Annotated in this window: 11 protein-coding genes; 9 read left to right on the top strand and 2 right to left on the bottom strand. The window is 73.2% G+C overall.

The window, feature by feature from the left end; translation table 11 throughout:
• The first annotated feature begins 17 nt into the window (after positions 1-17).
• The 8 genes from GQF42_RS07295 (at position 18) to GQF42_RS07260 (ending at position 13,402) form a co-directional block, all read left to right on the top strand.
• Positions 18-350, top strand: coding sequence for a PAAR-like protein (locus GQF42_RS07295; protein WP_158918773.1), 333 nt, complete (start codon positions 18-20; stop codon positions 348-350).
• A complete protein-coding gene (locus tag GQF42_RS07290) occupies positions 347-820 on the top strand; it encodes a GPW/gp25 family protein (protein ID WP_158918771.1) in 474 nt (157 codons plus the stop codon). The genes GQF42_RS07295 and GQF42_RS07290 overlap by 4 nt, the downstream gene beginning before the upstream one ends.
• Complete coding sequence (locus GQF42_RS07285; protein WP_233273274.1) at positions 817-4,020, top strand: putative baseplate assembly protein; 3,204 nt, start codon at positions 817-819, stop codon at positions 4,018-4,020. The genes GQF42_RS07290 and GQF42_RS07285 overlap by 4 nt, the downstream gene beginning before the upstream one ends.
• Entirely contained in the window at positions 4,017-7,904 is a 3,888-nt protein-coding gene (locus tag GQF42_RS07280) for a putative baseplate assembly protein (protein WP_158918769.1), read from the top strand. The genes GQF42_RS07285 and GQF42_RS07280 overlap by 4 nt, the downstream gene beginning before the upstream one ends.
• Entirely contained in the window at positions 7,901-10,099 is a 2,199-nt protein-coding gene (locus tag GQF42_RS07275) for a hypothetical protein (RefSeq protein WP_158918767.1), read from the top strand. Before GQF42_RS07280 ends, GQF42_RS07275 begins: the two co-directional genes overlap by 4 nt.
• A gap of 77 nt (positions 10,100-10,176) precedes the next feature.
• Positions 10,177-11,646, top strand: a complete 1,470-nt coding sequence (locus GQF42_RS07270; protein WP_233273753.1) for a DUF6519 domain-containing protein — start codon at positions 10,177-10,179, stop codon at positions 11,644-11,646.
• An 11-nt stretch (positions 11,647-11,657) separates the two neighbouring features.
• Positions 11,658-12,503, top strand: a complete 846-nt coding sequence (locus GQF42_RS07265; protein WP_158918765.1) for a peptidoglycan recognition protein family protein — start codon at positions 11,658-11,660, stop codon at positions 12,501-12,503.
• Positions 12,504-12,799: 296 nt separating this feature from the next.
• Entirely contained in the window at positions 12,800-13,402 is a 603-nt protein-coding gene (locus GQF42_RS07260) for a hypothetical protein (protein ID WP_158918763.1), read from the top strand.
• Here the strand turns inward: GQF42_RS07260 and GQF42_RS07255 are convergent.
• Positions 13,353-13,754, bottom strand: coding sequence for a DUF5997 family protein (locus tag GQF42_RS07255; RefSeq protein WP_158918761.1), 402 nt, complete (start codon positions 13,752-13,754; stop codon positions 13,353-13,355). The two genes, GQF42_RS07260 and GQF42_RS07255, sit on opposite strands and share 50 nt — an antisense overlap.
• 58 nt (positions 13,755-13,812) lie before the next feature.
• On the opposite strand from GQF42_RS07255, the gene GQF42_RS07250 reads away from it, so the two are divergent.
• Entirely contained in the window at positions 13,813-14,586 is a 774-nt protein-coding gene (locus tag GQF42_RS07250; RefSeq protein WP_199272598.1) for a LysR family substrate-binding domain-containing protein, read from the top strand.
• Between the two features lie 83 nt (positions 14,587-14,669).
• Here the strand turns inward: GQF42_RS07250 and GQF42_RS07245 are convergent, their stop codons facing one another.
• Complete coding sequence (locus tag GQF42_RS07245) at positions 14,670-16,133, bottom strand: MFS transporter (RefSeq protein WP_158918759.1); 1,464 nt, start codon at positions 16,131-16,133, stop codon at positions 14,670-14,672.
• Positions 16,134-16,248 lie beyond the last annotated feature (115 nt).

The following is a 16,248-nucleotide window of genomic DNA, read 5'->3' as shown; positions in this document are numbered from 1 at the left end:
GGGAAGGCCAAGTTCACGTGTCCGGAAATCTTGTCACCATCAGCGCCACGGTGATGTGCCCGCACGGCGGTCAGGCGAACGTCCTGCCCGCCCAGTCGCGGGTGCTCGTCGACGGCAGCCCGGCCGCCACCGAGGCCGACGTCCACACGGTGACCGGCTGCACCTTCACTGCCGGCGGAAGTCCCCGACCCTGCACGGCCATCCGCTGGACCGGGCCGTCCGCACGGATCCTCATCAACGGTTCGCCCGCCCTGCTGCAGGACTCAACGGCCCTGGCCCACAACGCCGTCGGGGCGACCCAGGGTCCGCCGAACGTCACCGTCGTACAGCAGCGGGTGGTGGGACGATGAGCCCCCGCAGCCGCCGGACCGCGGCGGCGGGCGAAGCCGCCACGGCCGGTGCCCACGGCGAGCGCGTCATCCAGCTCCCCGCGCCACAGCCGTACCCGCCCCGCACGGACATCGCCTTCCCTTTCCACGTCGACAACCGAGGCCGCACCGCGGACACCGACTACGACGGCCACGTCCGGGACATGATCGAGCAGTTGCTCTTCACCAGCCCGGGGGAGCGGGTGATGCGCCCCGACTTCGGCTGCGGGCTGCTCGACCTGGTCTTCGCGCCCAACAGCCCGGAGCTCGCCTCCGCGCTCCAGCTCTCCGTCCAGGCCGCCCTGCAGCGCTGGCTCGGCGACGTGATCGAGGTGGACGCGCTCGACGTGGTCAGCGAGGACAACGTGGTGCGCGTGCACCTGGCCTATACCGTCCGGCGCACCGGGACACGCCGGACCGATGTGTTCGAGGGGAGCGGGGGAGCCGCGTGAGCAGCACAGACTGCCGAACCGACCAGCGTCGCGGCGCCGTCCGCGCCGCACGCCTGCACGGCCTGGACGAGGTGGAGACGGGCGACGACGGCCGCACGCTCACCGTCACCTTCCTCGGCAAGGCACCGCACCATCTGACGCACCATCACGTCCGTATCGAGGGCGGCCGTCGGATCAGGGACGTTCACGCCCTGGCGGTCGAGATCGTCCGCGAGGACGACCCCGAACTCGACGACCGGATGTTCGTGCGCCTGGACAGGGCGGGGGACACGTCGCCCTACCGCCTCCGCGTCGTCGAGACGGACGCCTTCGGTCGACCGGGCACACAGCCGCGCCGGGGCTTCGACGTCCGTTACGCCGCCGCCGAGTTCACCTTCACCCAGGGCGGACCCAGCCCGTACGACTGCGGGGAGGACGAGGAGGACTGCGCCCCGCAGTACGCCCGCCACCCCGTGACCGACTACACCGCGCGCGACTACGACAGCCTGCGACGCCTGATCCTGGACCGGATGAGCCTGACCGCTCCCGGATGGGTCGAGCGCCATGTGCCGGACGTCGGCACGGCGCTGGTCGAGCTGCTGGCCTACAGCGGCGACCAGCTCTCCTACCAGCAGGACGCGGTGGCCACCGAGGCGTACCTTTCCACGGCCCGCCGTCGCGTCTCGGTCCGCCGCCACGTCCGCCTGATCGACTACGCGATGCACGACGGGTGCAACGCCCGTACCTTCGTGGCTCTCCAGACAGACCGCCAACTCTTTCTCGGAAAGGGTGAGTACCGCTTCGCCGCCATCGATCTGTCGCGTCTGGGCCCGCAGGAGCGCCCCGACTTCGGCACGGTGATCGCCGACGAGGACCTGGACGCACTTGCCAACCTGCCCGTCGGCCTCGAGGTCTTCGAGCCGGTGATCCCCTCTGCCGACCTGAGTCTGCGCCCCGACCACAACGAGATCGGATTCTGGACCTGGGGAGAGGAGGAGTGCGTCCTGCCCAAGGGCGCCACGTCGGCGACGCTCAGGGACACCCCTGAGCGCGGGCTGAAGCTCAAGCCCGGTGATCTGCTCGTCCTGGAGGAGGTTCTCGGCCCGCGCACCGGCACGCCCGCCGGTGCGGACCCGACACATCGCCAGGTGGTCCGGCTCACGTCGGTGACGCCCGGCGAGGACGAACTCTACGAGCAGCCGATCGTCGAAGTGAGGTGGGGTCAGGACGATGCGCTGACCTTTGCGTTGTCCCTGTCGGCGCGGGGCGGGCTCGCCTGCGGGCTGATCACCGGCATCAGTGTCGCCCGCGGCAACGTCGTCCTGGTCGACCACGGCCGTTCGCTGACCTTCTGCAACGGCGCCCCCGAACGCTTCGCGGTACCGCCCGCGCCCGCCGAACTCAGGCCCTGCGGCCCCGTTGCCCTCGGCTGCTCCGACGAGCGCACCCAGGGCAGCCCCGCCGCCGAGGCGGTACACGCCCTGCTCGACCAGACCGGCTCCGGGCGCCCTCTGACACCGGAGCAGGTGCGCGCTCTGGAACCACTCCTGGGTCCGGACGCCGTCGCCCGCGCAGGCATATCCGTCGTCCTCGCCCCCGGCACCACGGTCGAGGAACGTGTCCAGCCCGCCACCGCCGACGCCCAGGCCGCGGCTCTGGAGACGCTGCTCGCCCAGACCACCTACCCGGCGATCGCCCCCCGCTTCCGTCCGGTCCTGCGCTACGCTCCCGTCACCCAAGCCACCCCCTACCCCGACCCCGCCCGGATCGCCGCAGGCCAGGCCGCCCGGCTGGCAGCCGTACCCGCCCGCCTGCGCGAGCGGATCGAGGAGCTGTGGCGCCGCGCCGAGGAGGGCGAGCCACCCACCGAGGGCGAGATCGACGAGCTGACGGTGGTCTTCGGCGCCCGTACGATCCAGCGTCTGCGCATCGGCGAGCACCCCGGCCGGGCTCTGCGTGAACTCTACGACCGTCGCACCCGCCTCCTCGCCGGCAAGCTCCGCCGCCTGGAGGTGCTCACCGCCCGCGCCCACGCGGGCACGGTGCTCAACCGCTACGTGGCCTGGGAGATCGCCCAGAGCTGGGGCGAGCGCTATGCCGCCGAGCTGGACCCGAGCGACCCGGTCCTCGCCGGACCGGCCGCCGACGGGCTGCGCCAGAACCCACGCACCGCGCTGCCCGCCCTCCGTGCCCAGGCCGGTGACGGTGTGTGGACGCCCCGCCGCGACCTGCTCGCCGACGGCCCGCGCGGCCACCACCTGGTCGGCGAGGTCGAGGACGACGGGCGGCTGGCCCTCCGCTTCGGCGACGGCAAGCACGGCGCGCCGCCCCCGCCCGGCACCACCCTGGAGGTCGCCTACCGCGTCGGCAACGGCGCGGCGGGCAACGTCGGCGCCGAGGCCGTCAACCACCTCGTCGTCTGCCGCGGCAGCGACGAGAGCGGTCGCGGCGCGCGCTCCCGTCGAGCCGCCTTCGAGGCGGTCACAGCGGTCCGCAATCCACTCCCCGCCGTCGGCGGCACCGAGCCCGAGGCGGTCGATGAGGTCCGCCGGCTCGCCCCGCTCGCCCCGCACCGCCGGCTCGAGCGCGCCATCACCCCCGGCGACTACGCGGCCCTGGCCGCGCAGGTCCCGGGTGTGCGCCGGGCCGCCGCCGAACTGCGCTGGACCGGTAGCGGCCGGGAGATGCACATCGCCGTCGAGGCGGTGGAGCGCCCGAGGTCCGCCGTGGCCGGAGGACCCGCCGGCGCCGTCGACTTCCCCGAGCCCGGGGAGGCACTGCTGCAGGCCGTCGAGCACAGCCTGCTGCCCTACCGCCGCATCGGTCACGAGCTGGTGGTGCGCCCCGCGCTCCAGGTCCCGATCGACCTCGCGCTCTCGGTCTGCGTGGACCAGGCCCACCAACTCGGGCACGTGGAAGCCGAGTTGCGCCGAGTGCTGGGCAACCGCCGGCTGCCCGACGGCAGGCTCGGGTTCTTCCACCCGGACGCGCTGGCCTTCGGCGAGCCGGTCCGGGTCAGTCGTCTGGTCGCCGTCGCGGCGGCGGTGCCCGGTGTGCTCAGCGCCAAGGTGACCCGACTACGGCGCCTCTTCCGCGCCGACCAGGGCGAGTTGGCGGCCGGGACACTGCCGGTCGGCGCCCTCGAGGTCGCATGCTGCGACAACGACCCCGCCCGGCCCGAGAACGGCCGGCTCGGCATCGAGATCGGAGGTGGCCGATGACCGGCAACCCGTGCAGCTGCGGTTGCAATCCCGGCGGAGCCGACCCGGCGACACCGGTGGAGGTGTTCAACCCGCCGGGCCTGGACGCGGTCCGCTACCGGGTGGGGGAGTACGGGCGTTTCGTCTCCGCGATGCTGGACCGGCTCTCCGGCCCGGCCTACCCCGCCCTGCAGGACCTCACCGTGCGCACCCCGGACGACCCGGCGATCGCGCTGGTCGACGCCGCCGCCGTGGTCGCAGACGTGCTCACCTTCTACGCGGAGCGGATCGCCAACGAGGGCTATCTGCGCACCGCCACCGAGGAGGGCTCGCTCGCCCTGCTCGGCGGCCTGGTCGGACACAGGCCCCGTCCGGGCGTCGCCGCCGAGACCTATCTGGCGTACACCGTGGACCGCGATCCGCGCAGCGGCCAGGAGACCACGGTGGTCGTCCCGCGCGGCACGCGCTCGCAGAGCGTCCCGGGTCAGGGAGAGGAGCCGCAGTCCTTCGAGTCCGTCGAGGACCTCACCGCCCGCTGGGCCTGGAACGAGCTCAAGGTGCTCCAGCGCCGCTCCTACCAGCTGACAGTGACCCAACTCGCCAAACGCAGTCGGCTGTTCGCCGCCGGCACGACCAACAACATCAAGCAGGGCGATCAGCTGCTCTTCATCTTCAGCGCCGACCGCGCCGCCGACCGCAGCCAGCGCGTGCTGCTCACGGTCCCCGGCGTCAGCGTCGACCGGGCCGGCGGCACCACGGCCATCGGTCTGCCGCAGGCCTCACTGCCCTCCCTGCAGGGGATCAAGGCCGAACTCACCCGCTGGATCACCCCGGGCGGCGAGCACAACCCCAACCCGTGGCCCGAACACAGCCGGATCGTCAGCGACTTCGACGACCAGGTGCTGGCCCCGCTGCGCGGCGAACTGGACACCCTCGACACCCCGCCGAAGCTCGCCGACCGGCTGGCCCGGACCCTCGCCCGGCTGCGCGAGGCCAAGGCGTACGGGCAGGACTACCGGGACGTCTCCGACTGGTTCGAGGCCCTGGACACCGAACTGACCCGGTTGCGCACGCAGGCCCTCGGCCTGCAACCGCCGCAGCCGGCCACCGCTGGAACGGGTGTGCACACCGCTGGGGCGTCGGCCCCGGCCGACATGACGTCAACGTCCGGCAGCGAGCCCGGTGACTGCCCGGGCGACGCGATCGACCCGGCCCTGTCCGGCCTGGGCCCGCTGCTCTCCGCCCTGCGCACCCCACCGGCGGACCTCCCCCCGGACGCCCGCTCCCTGTCCCGCGACCCCGAGCGCAGCTACGCCCCCGGCTCCGACCTCGGTGCCCAACTGCTCACCGCCCTCGACCCGCGGCTGCGCGACGGCCTCTACTCCGCCTGGGGAAGCGTCGACCTGGGCGCGCCCCTGGCCCTGCTCGACGCCCAGGCGATGCGGGTCACCGCGACGCCCTTCGGCGCCACCGCGCCCCTCAAGCCGGTCTACGACGACGCCGGCCGCGTCGTCCGCTACACCGACTGGCCACTCACCGGGTCCAAGCTCACCAGCATGCGCATCGACTACGACACGGACGGCACCACGCCCCGCCGCGCCGAGTTCAGCTACGTCGAGGCCGGCGGCTCGGTGAGCATGAACTTCACGCTCCCCGGTGACGTCGGCACGCACGACTTCGGCCCCGGCCGGATCGAACTGTCCACCTCCGGAGGCGAGTCGGCGCTGCGCCGTGCCTTCGAAGCCGGCCAGGAGGAGGGCGTCACCGCACATCTGCTGGCCCACCTCCCGGAACGCGACCTCTTCGTCTCCCGCCCCGCAGACGACGGCCGTGTCCACGTCGGGATCACCGCGACCGGTACCACCGACGAGGGCGACGGCAACGGTCCCAACCCGCCGCTGCCCGGGCCGCTCGACTTCCACCTGGCCCCCGGCGATCAGCTGACGGGCGTTCAGGGCGCCTACCAGATCACGGTCAAGCGTTCCGCCGTCGGCGACCCGGCCTCCGTCGAGGTCGCCCTCTCCGCCCAACTGGGCCTGACCGCACGCAATGTGCTCGCGCTGGATGCGGTCTACGAGGGCATCGCCCCCGGCAGCTGGGTCGCCGTCGACCGCCCCCGCAAGGGTGTCACCGGCGGCGTCCCCGGCGATCCCAGGCTCTCCCGGGTCATCACGCGCGTGAGCGGTGTCCGCGTCCTCTCCCGCGCCGACTTCGGCATCACCGGCAAGGTCACCGAGCTGACCCTCGAGGACCCCTGGCTGGACGACAAGGACACCCTGCTCTCGCACATCCGCGACACCAGCGTCTACGCCCGCGGAGAAAGCTTCGAGCTGGCCGACGAACCGCTCACCGACGACGTCGGCGGCGACCTGGTCGACCTCGACCAGCTCTACGGCGGCCTCGCCCCCGGCCGCTGGATCGTCGTCTCCGGCGAGCGGACCGACATCCCCGGCACCCCGGGCGTGGCCGGCAGCGAGCCGGCCATGGTGTCCCAGGCGGTCCAGGCCGTGGACCCGGCCCTGCCCGGCGCCACGGTCCGCACCACGCTCATGCTCACCGCGCCGCTCGCCTACCGCTACAAGCGATCCACGGTGAAGATCTACGGCAACGTGGTCCGCGCCACCCAGGGCGCCACCCGCGACGAGCCGATCGGCAGCGGCGACGCGAGCAGGGCCGGCCAGAGCTTCGTCCTCTGGCAGGCCCCACTGACCTGGCTGGCCTCCGACACCCCCGAGGGCGCGGCGAGCACCCTCCGCATCCGCGTCGACGGAATCCTCTGGTACGAAGTGGACACCCTGGCCGCGGCCGGCCCGCACGACCGCGTCTACACCACGAGCACCACCGAGGACGGCCGGATCCGGGTCACCTTCGGCGACGGCACCCACGGCTCCCGGCTCCCCAACGGTCACGAGAACGTCCGGGCCACCTACCGGACCGGCATCGGCAGGTCCGCCAACGTCGCCGCCGAGAAGATCACCCAGCTGACCACGCGCCCGCTCGGCGTGACCGGGGTGACCAACCCGCTCCCGGCCACCGGCGGAGCCGACCCCGAGGGCGCCGCGGGCGCCACCGACACGCGCACCCTCACCCGCGGCTTCACCCCGCAGCGCCGCCAGGTCCCATTGGCCGTCTCGGCCCTGGACCGGCTGGTCTCGCTCCCCGACTACGCGGACTTCACCCGCGCCCGCGCCGGCATCGGCCGTGCCAGGGCCGCCCAACTCTACGACGGACGACGCCAGTTGGTGCATGTCACGGTCGCCGGTACGGACGACATCCCGATCGCCTCCGACTCCGGCCTGCTGACCGCCCTGCGTGCCTCGCTCGCCGAGTACGGGGACCTCCGGCTGCCGGTGGAGGTGGCGGTCCGCGAAAAGGTCCTGCTCCTGCTCGCCGCACAGGTGACGGTCGCCCAGGACCACGACTGGGAGCAGGTGGAGCCCTCCCTGCGCGCCGCCCTCCTCGCCCGCTTCGGCTTCGACGCGCGCGAACTCGCCCAGCCGGCCCACCTCTCCGAGGTGCTGGCCACCGCCCACGCCGTGCCGGGTGTCGACCACATCGAGGTCGCCGCCTTCACCGGGGTCCCGGGCGACCTCACGCCGCAGGGACTGGAGCGGCTGGGCGACCAGCTCGCCGTCCCTCAGGACGTGGTGGCGGCGCAGCCCGCCCGCCACCGCGTCGAACGCCACCGGGTGACCGGTCCGGCGCCGGAGACCCTGACCGACATCGCGGCCCAGTACGGCATCTCCCTCGTCGAACTGCTCCGCCTCAACCCCGACCTCACCGGAACCCAGCCCCTGCTGCCGGGCCGCAGCGTGGTCGTCTTCCGCGGGATCCGCCCTGCGCAGCTCGCCGTGCTCTCCCCGGACCTGCCGGACACCCTGATCCTCAAGGAGGCCTCCGCATGAGCCGGGACCCCGACGGCCTGCTCGACCTGCTCCCGGACTGGTACCGCATCCGCGACGCCCAGTCCGGCGAGCCGCTGCGGGCGCTGCTCGCGGTCATCTCCGAGCAACTCGACCTGATCCGCACCACCGTCGAGCAGCAGTACGACGACTGGTTCGTGGAGACCGCCGCCGACTGGGTCCTGCCCTACCTGGGCGACCTCGTCGGCTACCAGGTCCTCCCCGGCTACCAGGGCACCTTGAGCACCGACCCGGGCCTTGCCACCCGCCTCGCCCCGCGCCGCGACGTGGCCGACACGGTCGCCAACCGCCGCCGCAAGGGGACGCTGTCCGTGCTGGAGGAGATCTGCGCGGCCACCGCCGACTGGCCGGCCCGCGCGGTGGAGTTCTCCCGGCTCCTGGCCACCACCCAGCCGGTGCGCCTCCTCCGGGCCGACGAGACGTCGGCCGACCGCCGCCGCCTGCGCCGTGGCCGCCTCGCCGACCTCCGCGACGGCGCCGCCCTCGACCTGCTGGGCAGCCCCTTCGAGACCTCGGCCCGCACTGCCGACGTACGCCGTGCCGCCTCCACCCGCCGCCAGGGCGGGCTCACCCCGGGCGGAGTCGGCCTCTTCGTCTGGCGCCTCAAGCCGTACGCGATCTCCCGCGGCCCGGCCTACTGCCTCGACCGGGCCCGCAACCACTACACCTTCTCCATCCTCGGCAACGACACCCCGCTCGTCACCCTCCCCGAGCCGGAGCCCTCGACGACGCACATCGCCACCATCGACAACGTCCCGGGCTACATCACACGACGTCAACTCAGTGACCGGCTGAGCGACTTCTACGGGCCGGGCAGGAGCTTCGCCATCTGGCGCGACGACGAGTTCACCCCCATCCCACTCTCCGACATCGTGGTCGCCGACCTCTCCGGCTGGCACTACCGGCCCAGGTACGGCCAGGTCGCCGTGGACCCCGAGCTGGGGCGGATCGCCTTCGGTGCCCGCTCGGCGCCCACGCGCGGCGTCTGGGTCAGCTATCACTACGCGTTCTGCGACGACATGGGCGGCGGCCAGTACCCGCGTGACCGGGTCGATCCACCCGAGGCCGCCGTCTACCGGGTCGGCCCCGGCCGCCGCTTCGAGCGGATCACCGACGCCTACGAGCAGTGGCGCACCGACAAGGCCGCGGGGTCGGCCGGCCCCGAGGCGATCATCCAGATCACCCACAACGGTGCCTACCAGGAGCAGCTGGACTTCGCCCTTGACCCCGAGGACCGCCTCGAACTGCGCGCCGCCGAGGGCACCCGCCCGGTGATCCGCCTGCTCGACTGGTACAGCAACCGCCCCGACGCCCTCAACGTCCGGGGCACGGGCGGCCCTTCGGGCGACGTCCGGGGCGGCCGCATTGTCCTGGACGGCCTCCTCGTCACCGGCCGCGGCGTCAACGCCACGGGCCCGCTGGGCGAGTTGGTCGTCCGACACTGCACACTGATCCCCGGCTGGTCGCTCACCGACCACTGCGCACCGCACTCGCCCGAGGAGCCCAGCCTGGTCCTCGACCGCACCACGGCCTGCGTCCAGATCGAGCGGTCGATCCTCGGCACCATCCGGGTCGTCGGCGACGAGGTCGACGACGACCCGCTGCCGATCCACATCGCGGACAGCGTCCTGGACGCCACCGCCTTTGACCTCGAGGCGCTCTCCGCCCCCGACTGCCGTCACGCCCACGCGGTCCTGCACGCCCACCGCACCACCGTGATCGGCGAGGTGCACACGCACGCCGTCGAGACCGCCGAGGACTGCATCTTCACCGGTCGGATGAACGTCGCCCGCCGCTCCGTCGGCTGCCTCCGCTTCAGCTACGTGCCGCCCGGCTCGCGCACCCCGCTCCGCTACCGCTGCCAGCCGGACCTGGTCCGAGAGGCCGTCCAGCAGCTCGTCGAGAGCGGCCGCGCGGCCCGCGCGGACGCGCCCGCACTGGCCGCCGCCGAGAGCGACCGGGTCCGCCCGCGCTTCACCAGTCTCCGCTACGGCACCCCGGCCTACGCCCAACTCGCCCGCGGCTGCGCCCCGGAGATCGCCCGGGGCGCCGCCGACCGCTCCGAGCAGGGCGCCTTCCACGACCTCTTCCAGCCACAACGCACGGACAACCTCCTCGCGCGCCTGACGGAGTTCGCCCCGGCCGGCACCGACGCGGGCGTCTTCTTCGTGACCTGACGCCCGTCCATCCCCAGACCCGGACACAGACGCAGACCACCCATCGGCGCACCAGCACAGGAAAGTTGAGGGGGACCATGTACGGCGACTTCTCGCGCCTGACCTACCAGCCCGGCAAGCACTACTCCGCGGTGCTCGCTCAGCAGGGCCGCGTCCAACTGGACGCCGACGCCAACGAGCAGGCGGCGATCGAGCTGTTTCGCTCCCGCGCCCTGGCCCGTGACCTGATCGGCCCCGACGGGGGACCCGGGCTGCCCCACGAGGGCCCCGGCTTCGAGATCGCCTACGTCAAAGGCACCCACGAGGACGACCTCACCATCGGCGGCGGCCGCTACTACGTCGACGGCATCCAGCTCGACGCGACCCGTCCCCAGCCGGCCCCGGCCGTTCCCAACAGCGGACTGCTGCCGATGGACGGCGACGGCGCGGACAGCGACGGCGTCACCCCGTCCCCCACCACCGCCACCTGGACCTACTGGAACCAGCCCGACGCCTACCGCGACCCCGAACTGCAGGGCGACCAACTCCCTTCCACCTTCCCCTTCCTGGCCTACCTCAAGGTCTGGGACCGCAGTGTCACCGCCGTCGAGGACCCCGGGATCCGCGAGGTCGCGCTCGGCGCCGCCATGCCGGACACGGCCGCCCGTGTCAAGACCGTCTGGCAGGTACTCGCCCTCCCCGCCCAGGACTTGGATGTCGGTGACGGGGGACCGGGCACCGTCCGCGCCGCCTTCGAGAACTGGGTCACCGCCCAGCGCTCCACCGCCCGCCTCGCCGCCCGCGCCGAGCGGCCGGAGGGAGCCGCGGACGAGCCCTGCCTGGTCCGGCCCGACGCGCGCTACCGCGGCCCGGAGAACCAGCTCTACCGCATCGAGATCCACCAGGGCGGAACGGCCGAGCGCGGCGCGACCTTCAAGTGGTCCAGGGAGAACGGAAGCGTCGTCTTCCCGATCGCCGAACTCGACGGCACCTGGGTCGCGTTGTCCACCCTCGGCGACGACGACAAGCTCACCCTGGACGTCGGCGACCGCGTCGAGGTCTGCGACTCCGCCTACACCAGCCGTGGTGAGCCGGCGCCGCTGCTGAGCGTCGAGGAGATCGACCTCCCCGGCCGCCGGGTCCGCCTCTCCGCCGAGCCGCTCCCCGGCATCGGCGCGCTGCCCGAGCGTCACCCCTTCCTGCGCCGCTGGGACCACGCCTCCACGGGGACCCCTGGCCGGCGTCCGCGCACCGACGGCGGCGCCCTGCCCGTCGAGGAGGGCACCTGGCTGGACCTGGAGGACGGCCTCCAGGTCTACTTCAACCCCGGCGGCTCCTATCGCAGTGGCGACTTCTGGCTGGTCCCGACCCGCACCGTCACCGGCGCCGTGGAGTGGCCGGCCAATGCCGCCGGCGACCCCCTCCTCCAACTCCCCCTCGGCATCGACGTCCACTACGCGCCGCTGGCCTGGATCACCGGCGAGAACTCCCACTCCGACCTCCGCCGCGTCTTCCACCCCCTGGCCATGGCGCTCTCGGACGCGAACGCGGACTCCCCGGAGAACTGAGGAGAACTGACGTGCCCCTGTGCCCCTTCGCCTCGGTCCGGCTCCTAGCCCGGCCCGAGCCGCCTTCACCCCTCCAGCCGACCCAGATCATCGTCCACACGGCGAACGCCAGCCTCACCGCCGCGGACGTCCGCTTCCGTCGGTCCGGAGCCCGCGGCCGGAGTCATTTCGGTGTGTCCACCGCCGGAACGATCATTCAGTGGCTGGACACGTCCACCCCTGCCGACTCCGCATACCTTGCCAACCTCCGCTCCGACGGCACCGGCGCGGTGTCCATCACGACGGAGGGGCACGTCTCCGAGCCCTGGACGGACGCCCAGCTGGACGCCCTGATCCGCCTCCACTGGTGGCTCATGCGCACCCACCCCGCCATCGCCGGCCGCGCCTGCCGGACCCCCGCCGACCCCGGCCTGGCCCATCACACGCTCCTCGGCTCGCCGGGGCCCTGGACTCCCGTCCCCAAGTCCTGCCCGGGCCCGCGCCGCATCGCGCAGTGGGAGGACTCCCTCCTCCCGCGCGTCCTGGCCCCCTACGGCCTGTCCGTCTCCGACATGCGCCCGCGCCACGAGCGCGCCGAGGAGATCGTCCGGGAACTGCTGTCCACGCCGATCGCCTCCCCCTCCACCCCGGCTGCCGAAGAGGCGCTCCTGACTCCGCCGTCGGGGCGATCCCCGTCCATGACGCCGGAGCAGCCGCCCACTGCGGCCGATCCAGGACCCCAGCCACGCGCGCAGGACCTCGCGGCGTCGGTCCAGCCCCGCCAGCACCACCCCGTCCGCGAAGCCCTCCTGGACTTCTTCCTCCCCGACTCCGCGCCCCGCGCCCCCCAACCGTCCCCACCGCCGAAGGAGAGCTGACCGGGTGGACCCGGGGCCGTGAATCACCCGGGCGAACGACGGCGAGCCCGTGGCTCCACACCGAGGCCCTCGCGTCAGGCCACCCCGGTATGCGACGCACTGAGCTTCCTGGGCCGACCCGGCGACGCCGACCGGGAATCCGCCGAAGATCCTTCCACCGTGGTTCCCGCCCACCCAGGCGCTGCCGGACGACGTGAAGGGGGCTTGGTGGAAGCCGAGTGGGGGACGTTCGCCGGGCGGGCGGGCCACGGCGGTGATCACCTCGGCGGTCTCGGAGACCTGGCCGCAGATGTGCCGTGCCGGTGCCGCCCGGCGCCCAGCCCGACCGTCTGCTTGCCCCGACCGGCACGTTCAGCAACCGGGGGGCCGAACTCGACCGGCTCGACACGGTGTGCGGCGAACCCGGCCGGGTCGCGCTCGCCGGGCTGCCCGGCGTGGGCAGGACCGCGATCGCCTGCCGCTGGGCGGACAAGGAACGCGACCGCTTCCCCGACGGCCTGTTCTCCGTCGACCGGGCCGCCCCGCGCGACGAGTCCGCCGTCGGTGCCGCCATGGGACCCGCCGAGACCTCGCAGGCCCTCGCCTCGATCCTGTGGGCTCTGCTGGGCAGCGACGCCCACGTCTGCGAACGGTTCGAGGAACCGGGACGGCAGTACGAGACCCACTCCCGTGGCCGTCACATGCCCGTCCTCATCGACAACGTAACCCTGGCCGCCCAGGTGCGCGCCCTGGCCCCGGCCGGCCGCAGTACGACGTCGTCACCGCCGGGACGGTCCGGTACGCCGCGCCCACCACGCGTCCGGCACCGCCCCGAAGGGTGGTGCGGAGAAACGGTCTTGGCGGAAGGGGTCAGTCGCGCCCGGCGGCCCGGGCCTCCTTCTCCTTCTGCAGGTTCTTGATCCGCACGGCCTCCTTGCGGACCTCGGCCTGGGTGGCGCGCTCCTTCTCCAGCCACTCGGGCCGCTCCTGCTTGAGCGCCTCGATCTGCTCGGTGGTCAGCGGCTCGGTGACCCCGCCGCGTGCGAGCCCGGCGATGGACACGCCGAGCTTCGCGGCGACCACCGGACGCGGGTGGGGGCCGTTGCGAAGCAGTTCGCTCAGCCACTGCGGCGGGTTCGCCTGCAGCTCGTTCAGCTCGGCGCGTGTGACGACGCCCTCCTGGAACGAGGCGGGGGTGGCGGGGAGGTACACACCCAGCTTCTTCGCCGCGGTCGCGGGCTTCATCGTCTGGGTGCTCTGCTGCGAACTCATGAGGTCAAGGGTATCGGCCATGTGCCGGGGTGCCGACCACGGCCGGTAACCTGGCCTGGTGACAGGCTCGGAGGAATCACCGTCGTTCCGGCTCGCGTACGTCCCCGGAGTGACGCCCGCCAAATGGGTGAAGACCTGGAACGAGCGCCTGCCGGACATCCCGCTCGCCCTCGTCCAGCTCACGGCCGCCCAGGCGCCCGAGGCGCTGCGCGCGGGCGAGGCCGACGCGGGCCTCGTACGGCTCCCCGTCGACCGCTCGTTCTTCAGTGCGATCCCCCTCTACACCGAGACCACGGTGGTCGTCGTACCCAAGGACCACCTGATCACCGCCGTGGAGGAGGTCACCCTCGCCGACCTCGCCGACGAGGTGGTCTTTCACCCGCTGGACGACGTCTTCGACTGGGACGGCCCGCCCGGCGAGCCCGCCTTCGAGCGGCCCGCGACGACACCGGACGCGATCGAGCTGGTCGCCGCGAACGTCGGCGTGCTGATCGTCCCGCAGTCCCTGGCCCGGCTGTACCACCGCAAGGACCTCACCTACCGAACGGTCACCGACGCCCCCCAGTCGAGCATCGCCCTGTCCTGGCCGGAGGAGGCCACCACCGACCTGGTGGAGGACTTCATCGGCATCGTCCGCGGCCGCACCGCGAACAGCACCCGTGGCCGTACCAGGCCCGCGGCCACCTCTGCGGCCGACCAGAAGCGCAAGCGCTCCGAGGACACGGGCAGCCGTCAGAAGCCGCCGGCGAAGTCGGCGGGCCGTACCCCGCGCGCCCGCACGGCAGGGAGCAAGCCCACGCCCAAGCGGGGCAAGCCGCGCCGCAGGTCCTGAGGCCGGGGGCGGCGGCCGAGACAGGGCTCGTCAGCTGTACCGCCCGTCGGCCGGCGCCCGTCTCCGCCGATCCCTGCCGCGTTCTACGACCCCTGCCGAGCCGCTTCCGGACTCCTCCCGGCCTCCGGACGCACACGCCGTTCCCGCAGGTCGGCGTAGGCCAGCAGCAGGGCCAGCAGGATGATCCCCACGGAGGTGAGCAGGCCGAGCTGGAGTGCGGTGGAGGGGCTGCCGCGGTGGGCCAGGTGCGCGAAGTACACCGAGCCGACGACCGCGACACCGGCCGCCGAGCCGATGCGCTGACCGGTCTGCAGCACCCCGCCCGCCGCCCCTCCCCGCCCCACCGGGACGCGGGACAGGGTGAGCGTGGTGTTCGGGGAGATGGTCAGGCCCGAGCCGAATCCGGCGACGAGCAGCGGCACCCCGACTCCCCAGGCCACGGCCCGCCCCGGCACGAACTGCACGGCCGTGACGACACCGAGCATCCCGACCGCCACCGTACTCAGTCCGGCAAGGACCGTCCGGCGCCCGAACCGCAGCACCAGCCGGCCACCGGCGGCGGCACCCAGCGCCGCCCCCAGCGCGAACGGCATGGACGACAGGCCCGCCTCGAGCGCGCTGTACCCCATGCTGTTCTGGAGGAACAGCGTGTAGACGAAGAACAGCGTCGTGAAGCCGGCGAAGTACACGAGGCTCAGCAGCGCGCCGAGCGTGAAGGAGCGCAGCCCGAAGAGCCCCAGGTCGACCAGTGGGGCCCGGCCGCGCCGCTCCTGGTGGCGTTCCCACGCCCAGAACGCGGCCAGCAGAATGGCGCCTGCCGGGAGCAGCGCCCACTTCAGCCGCCCGTGCCACTGCTGGTTCTGTACCAGCGGCAGCATGAGCGCGAGCACTCCCGAGCCGAGCAGCAGGACGCCCGGCAGGTCGAAGCACTCGCGCCTGCCCGGTGAGCCGGGGGAGCGGGGGAGCAGCCGCAGTGCCGCGCAGAAGACGGCCACCCCGATGGGCAGGTTGACGTAGAAGACCCAGCGCCAGCCCTCGGGGCCGCCGGCCAACTGGATCAGCAGGCCGCCCGCGAGCGGACCGACCGCCGTGGAGATCCCGATGGTGCTGCCCATCATGCCGAACGCACGAGCCCGCTCCGGGCCCTGGAACATCTGCTGGATCAGCGCCGAGGTCTGCGGCGCGATCAGGCCCGCCGACGCCCCCTGGACCAGCCGGAACAGCACCAGCCAGGCGGCGCCGGAGGACAGCCCGCAGGCGGCCGACGCCAGCGTGAACAGGGCGAGTCCGGTGAGGAAGGTCCGGCGCCGCCCGCGCATGTCCCCGAGCCGCCCGGCCGGTACGAGGGACAGGCCGAAGGTGAGCGCGTAGCCGGACATCACCCACGACAGGTCGGCCTCGTCGGCGTGCAGCCCGCGCTCCACCGACGGCAGGGCCACATTCACGATGGACGTGTCCAGCAGCGTCATGAAGGCCGCGGTCAGACAGACGGCGAGCGCCTTCCACCGCCGGTCGCCGACGACCGGTCCGGCCTGGTCTGTGGTCATGCGATCACGCTATGCAGTCGCAGCCCCGCACGCACCACGGGGACTGCCCCGTGAACGGCACAAGCGCGGGCGCGCTCCGGGGGGAGCGGCGCGAACGGCCGTACCGCAAGCGCCT

Source organism: Streptomyces broussonetiae (assembly GCF_009796285.1).
GTDB classification, from domain to species: domain Bacteria; phylum Actinomycetota; class Actinomycetes; order Streptomycetales; family Streptomycetaceae; genus Streptomyces; species Streptomyces broussonetiae.
Note: the sequence above shows the minus strand (reverse complement) of the source record. Positions and strands in the feature narration are given on the sequence as shown.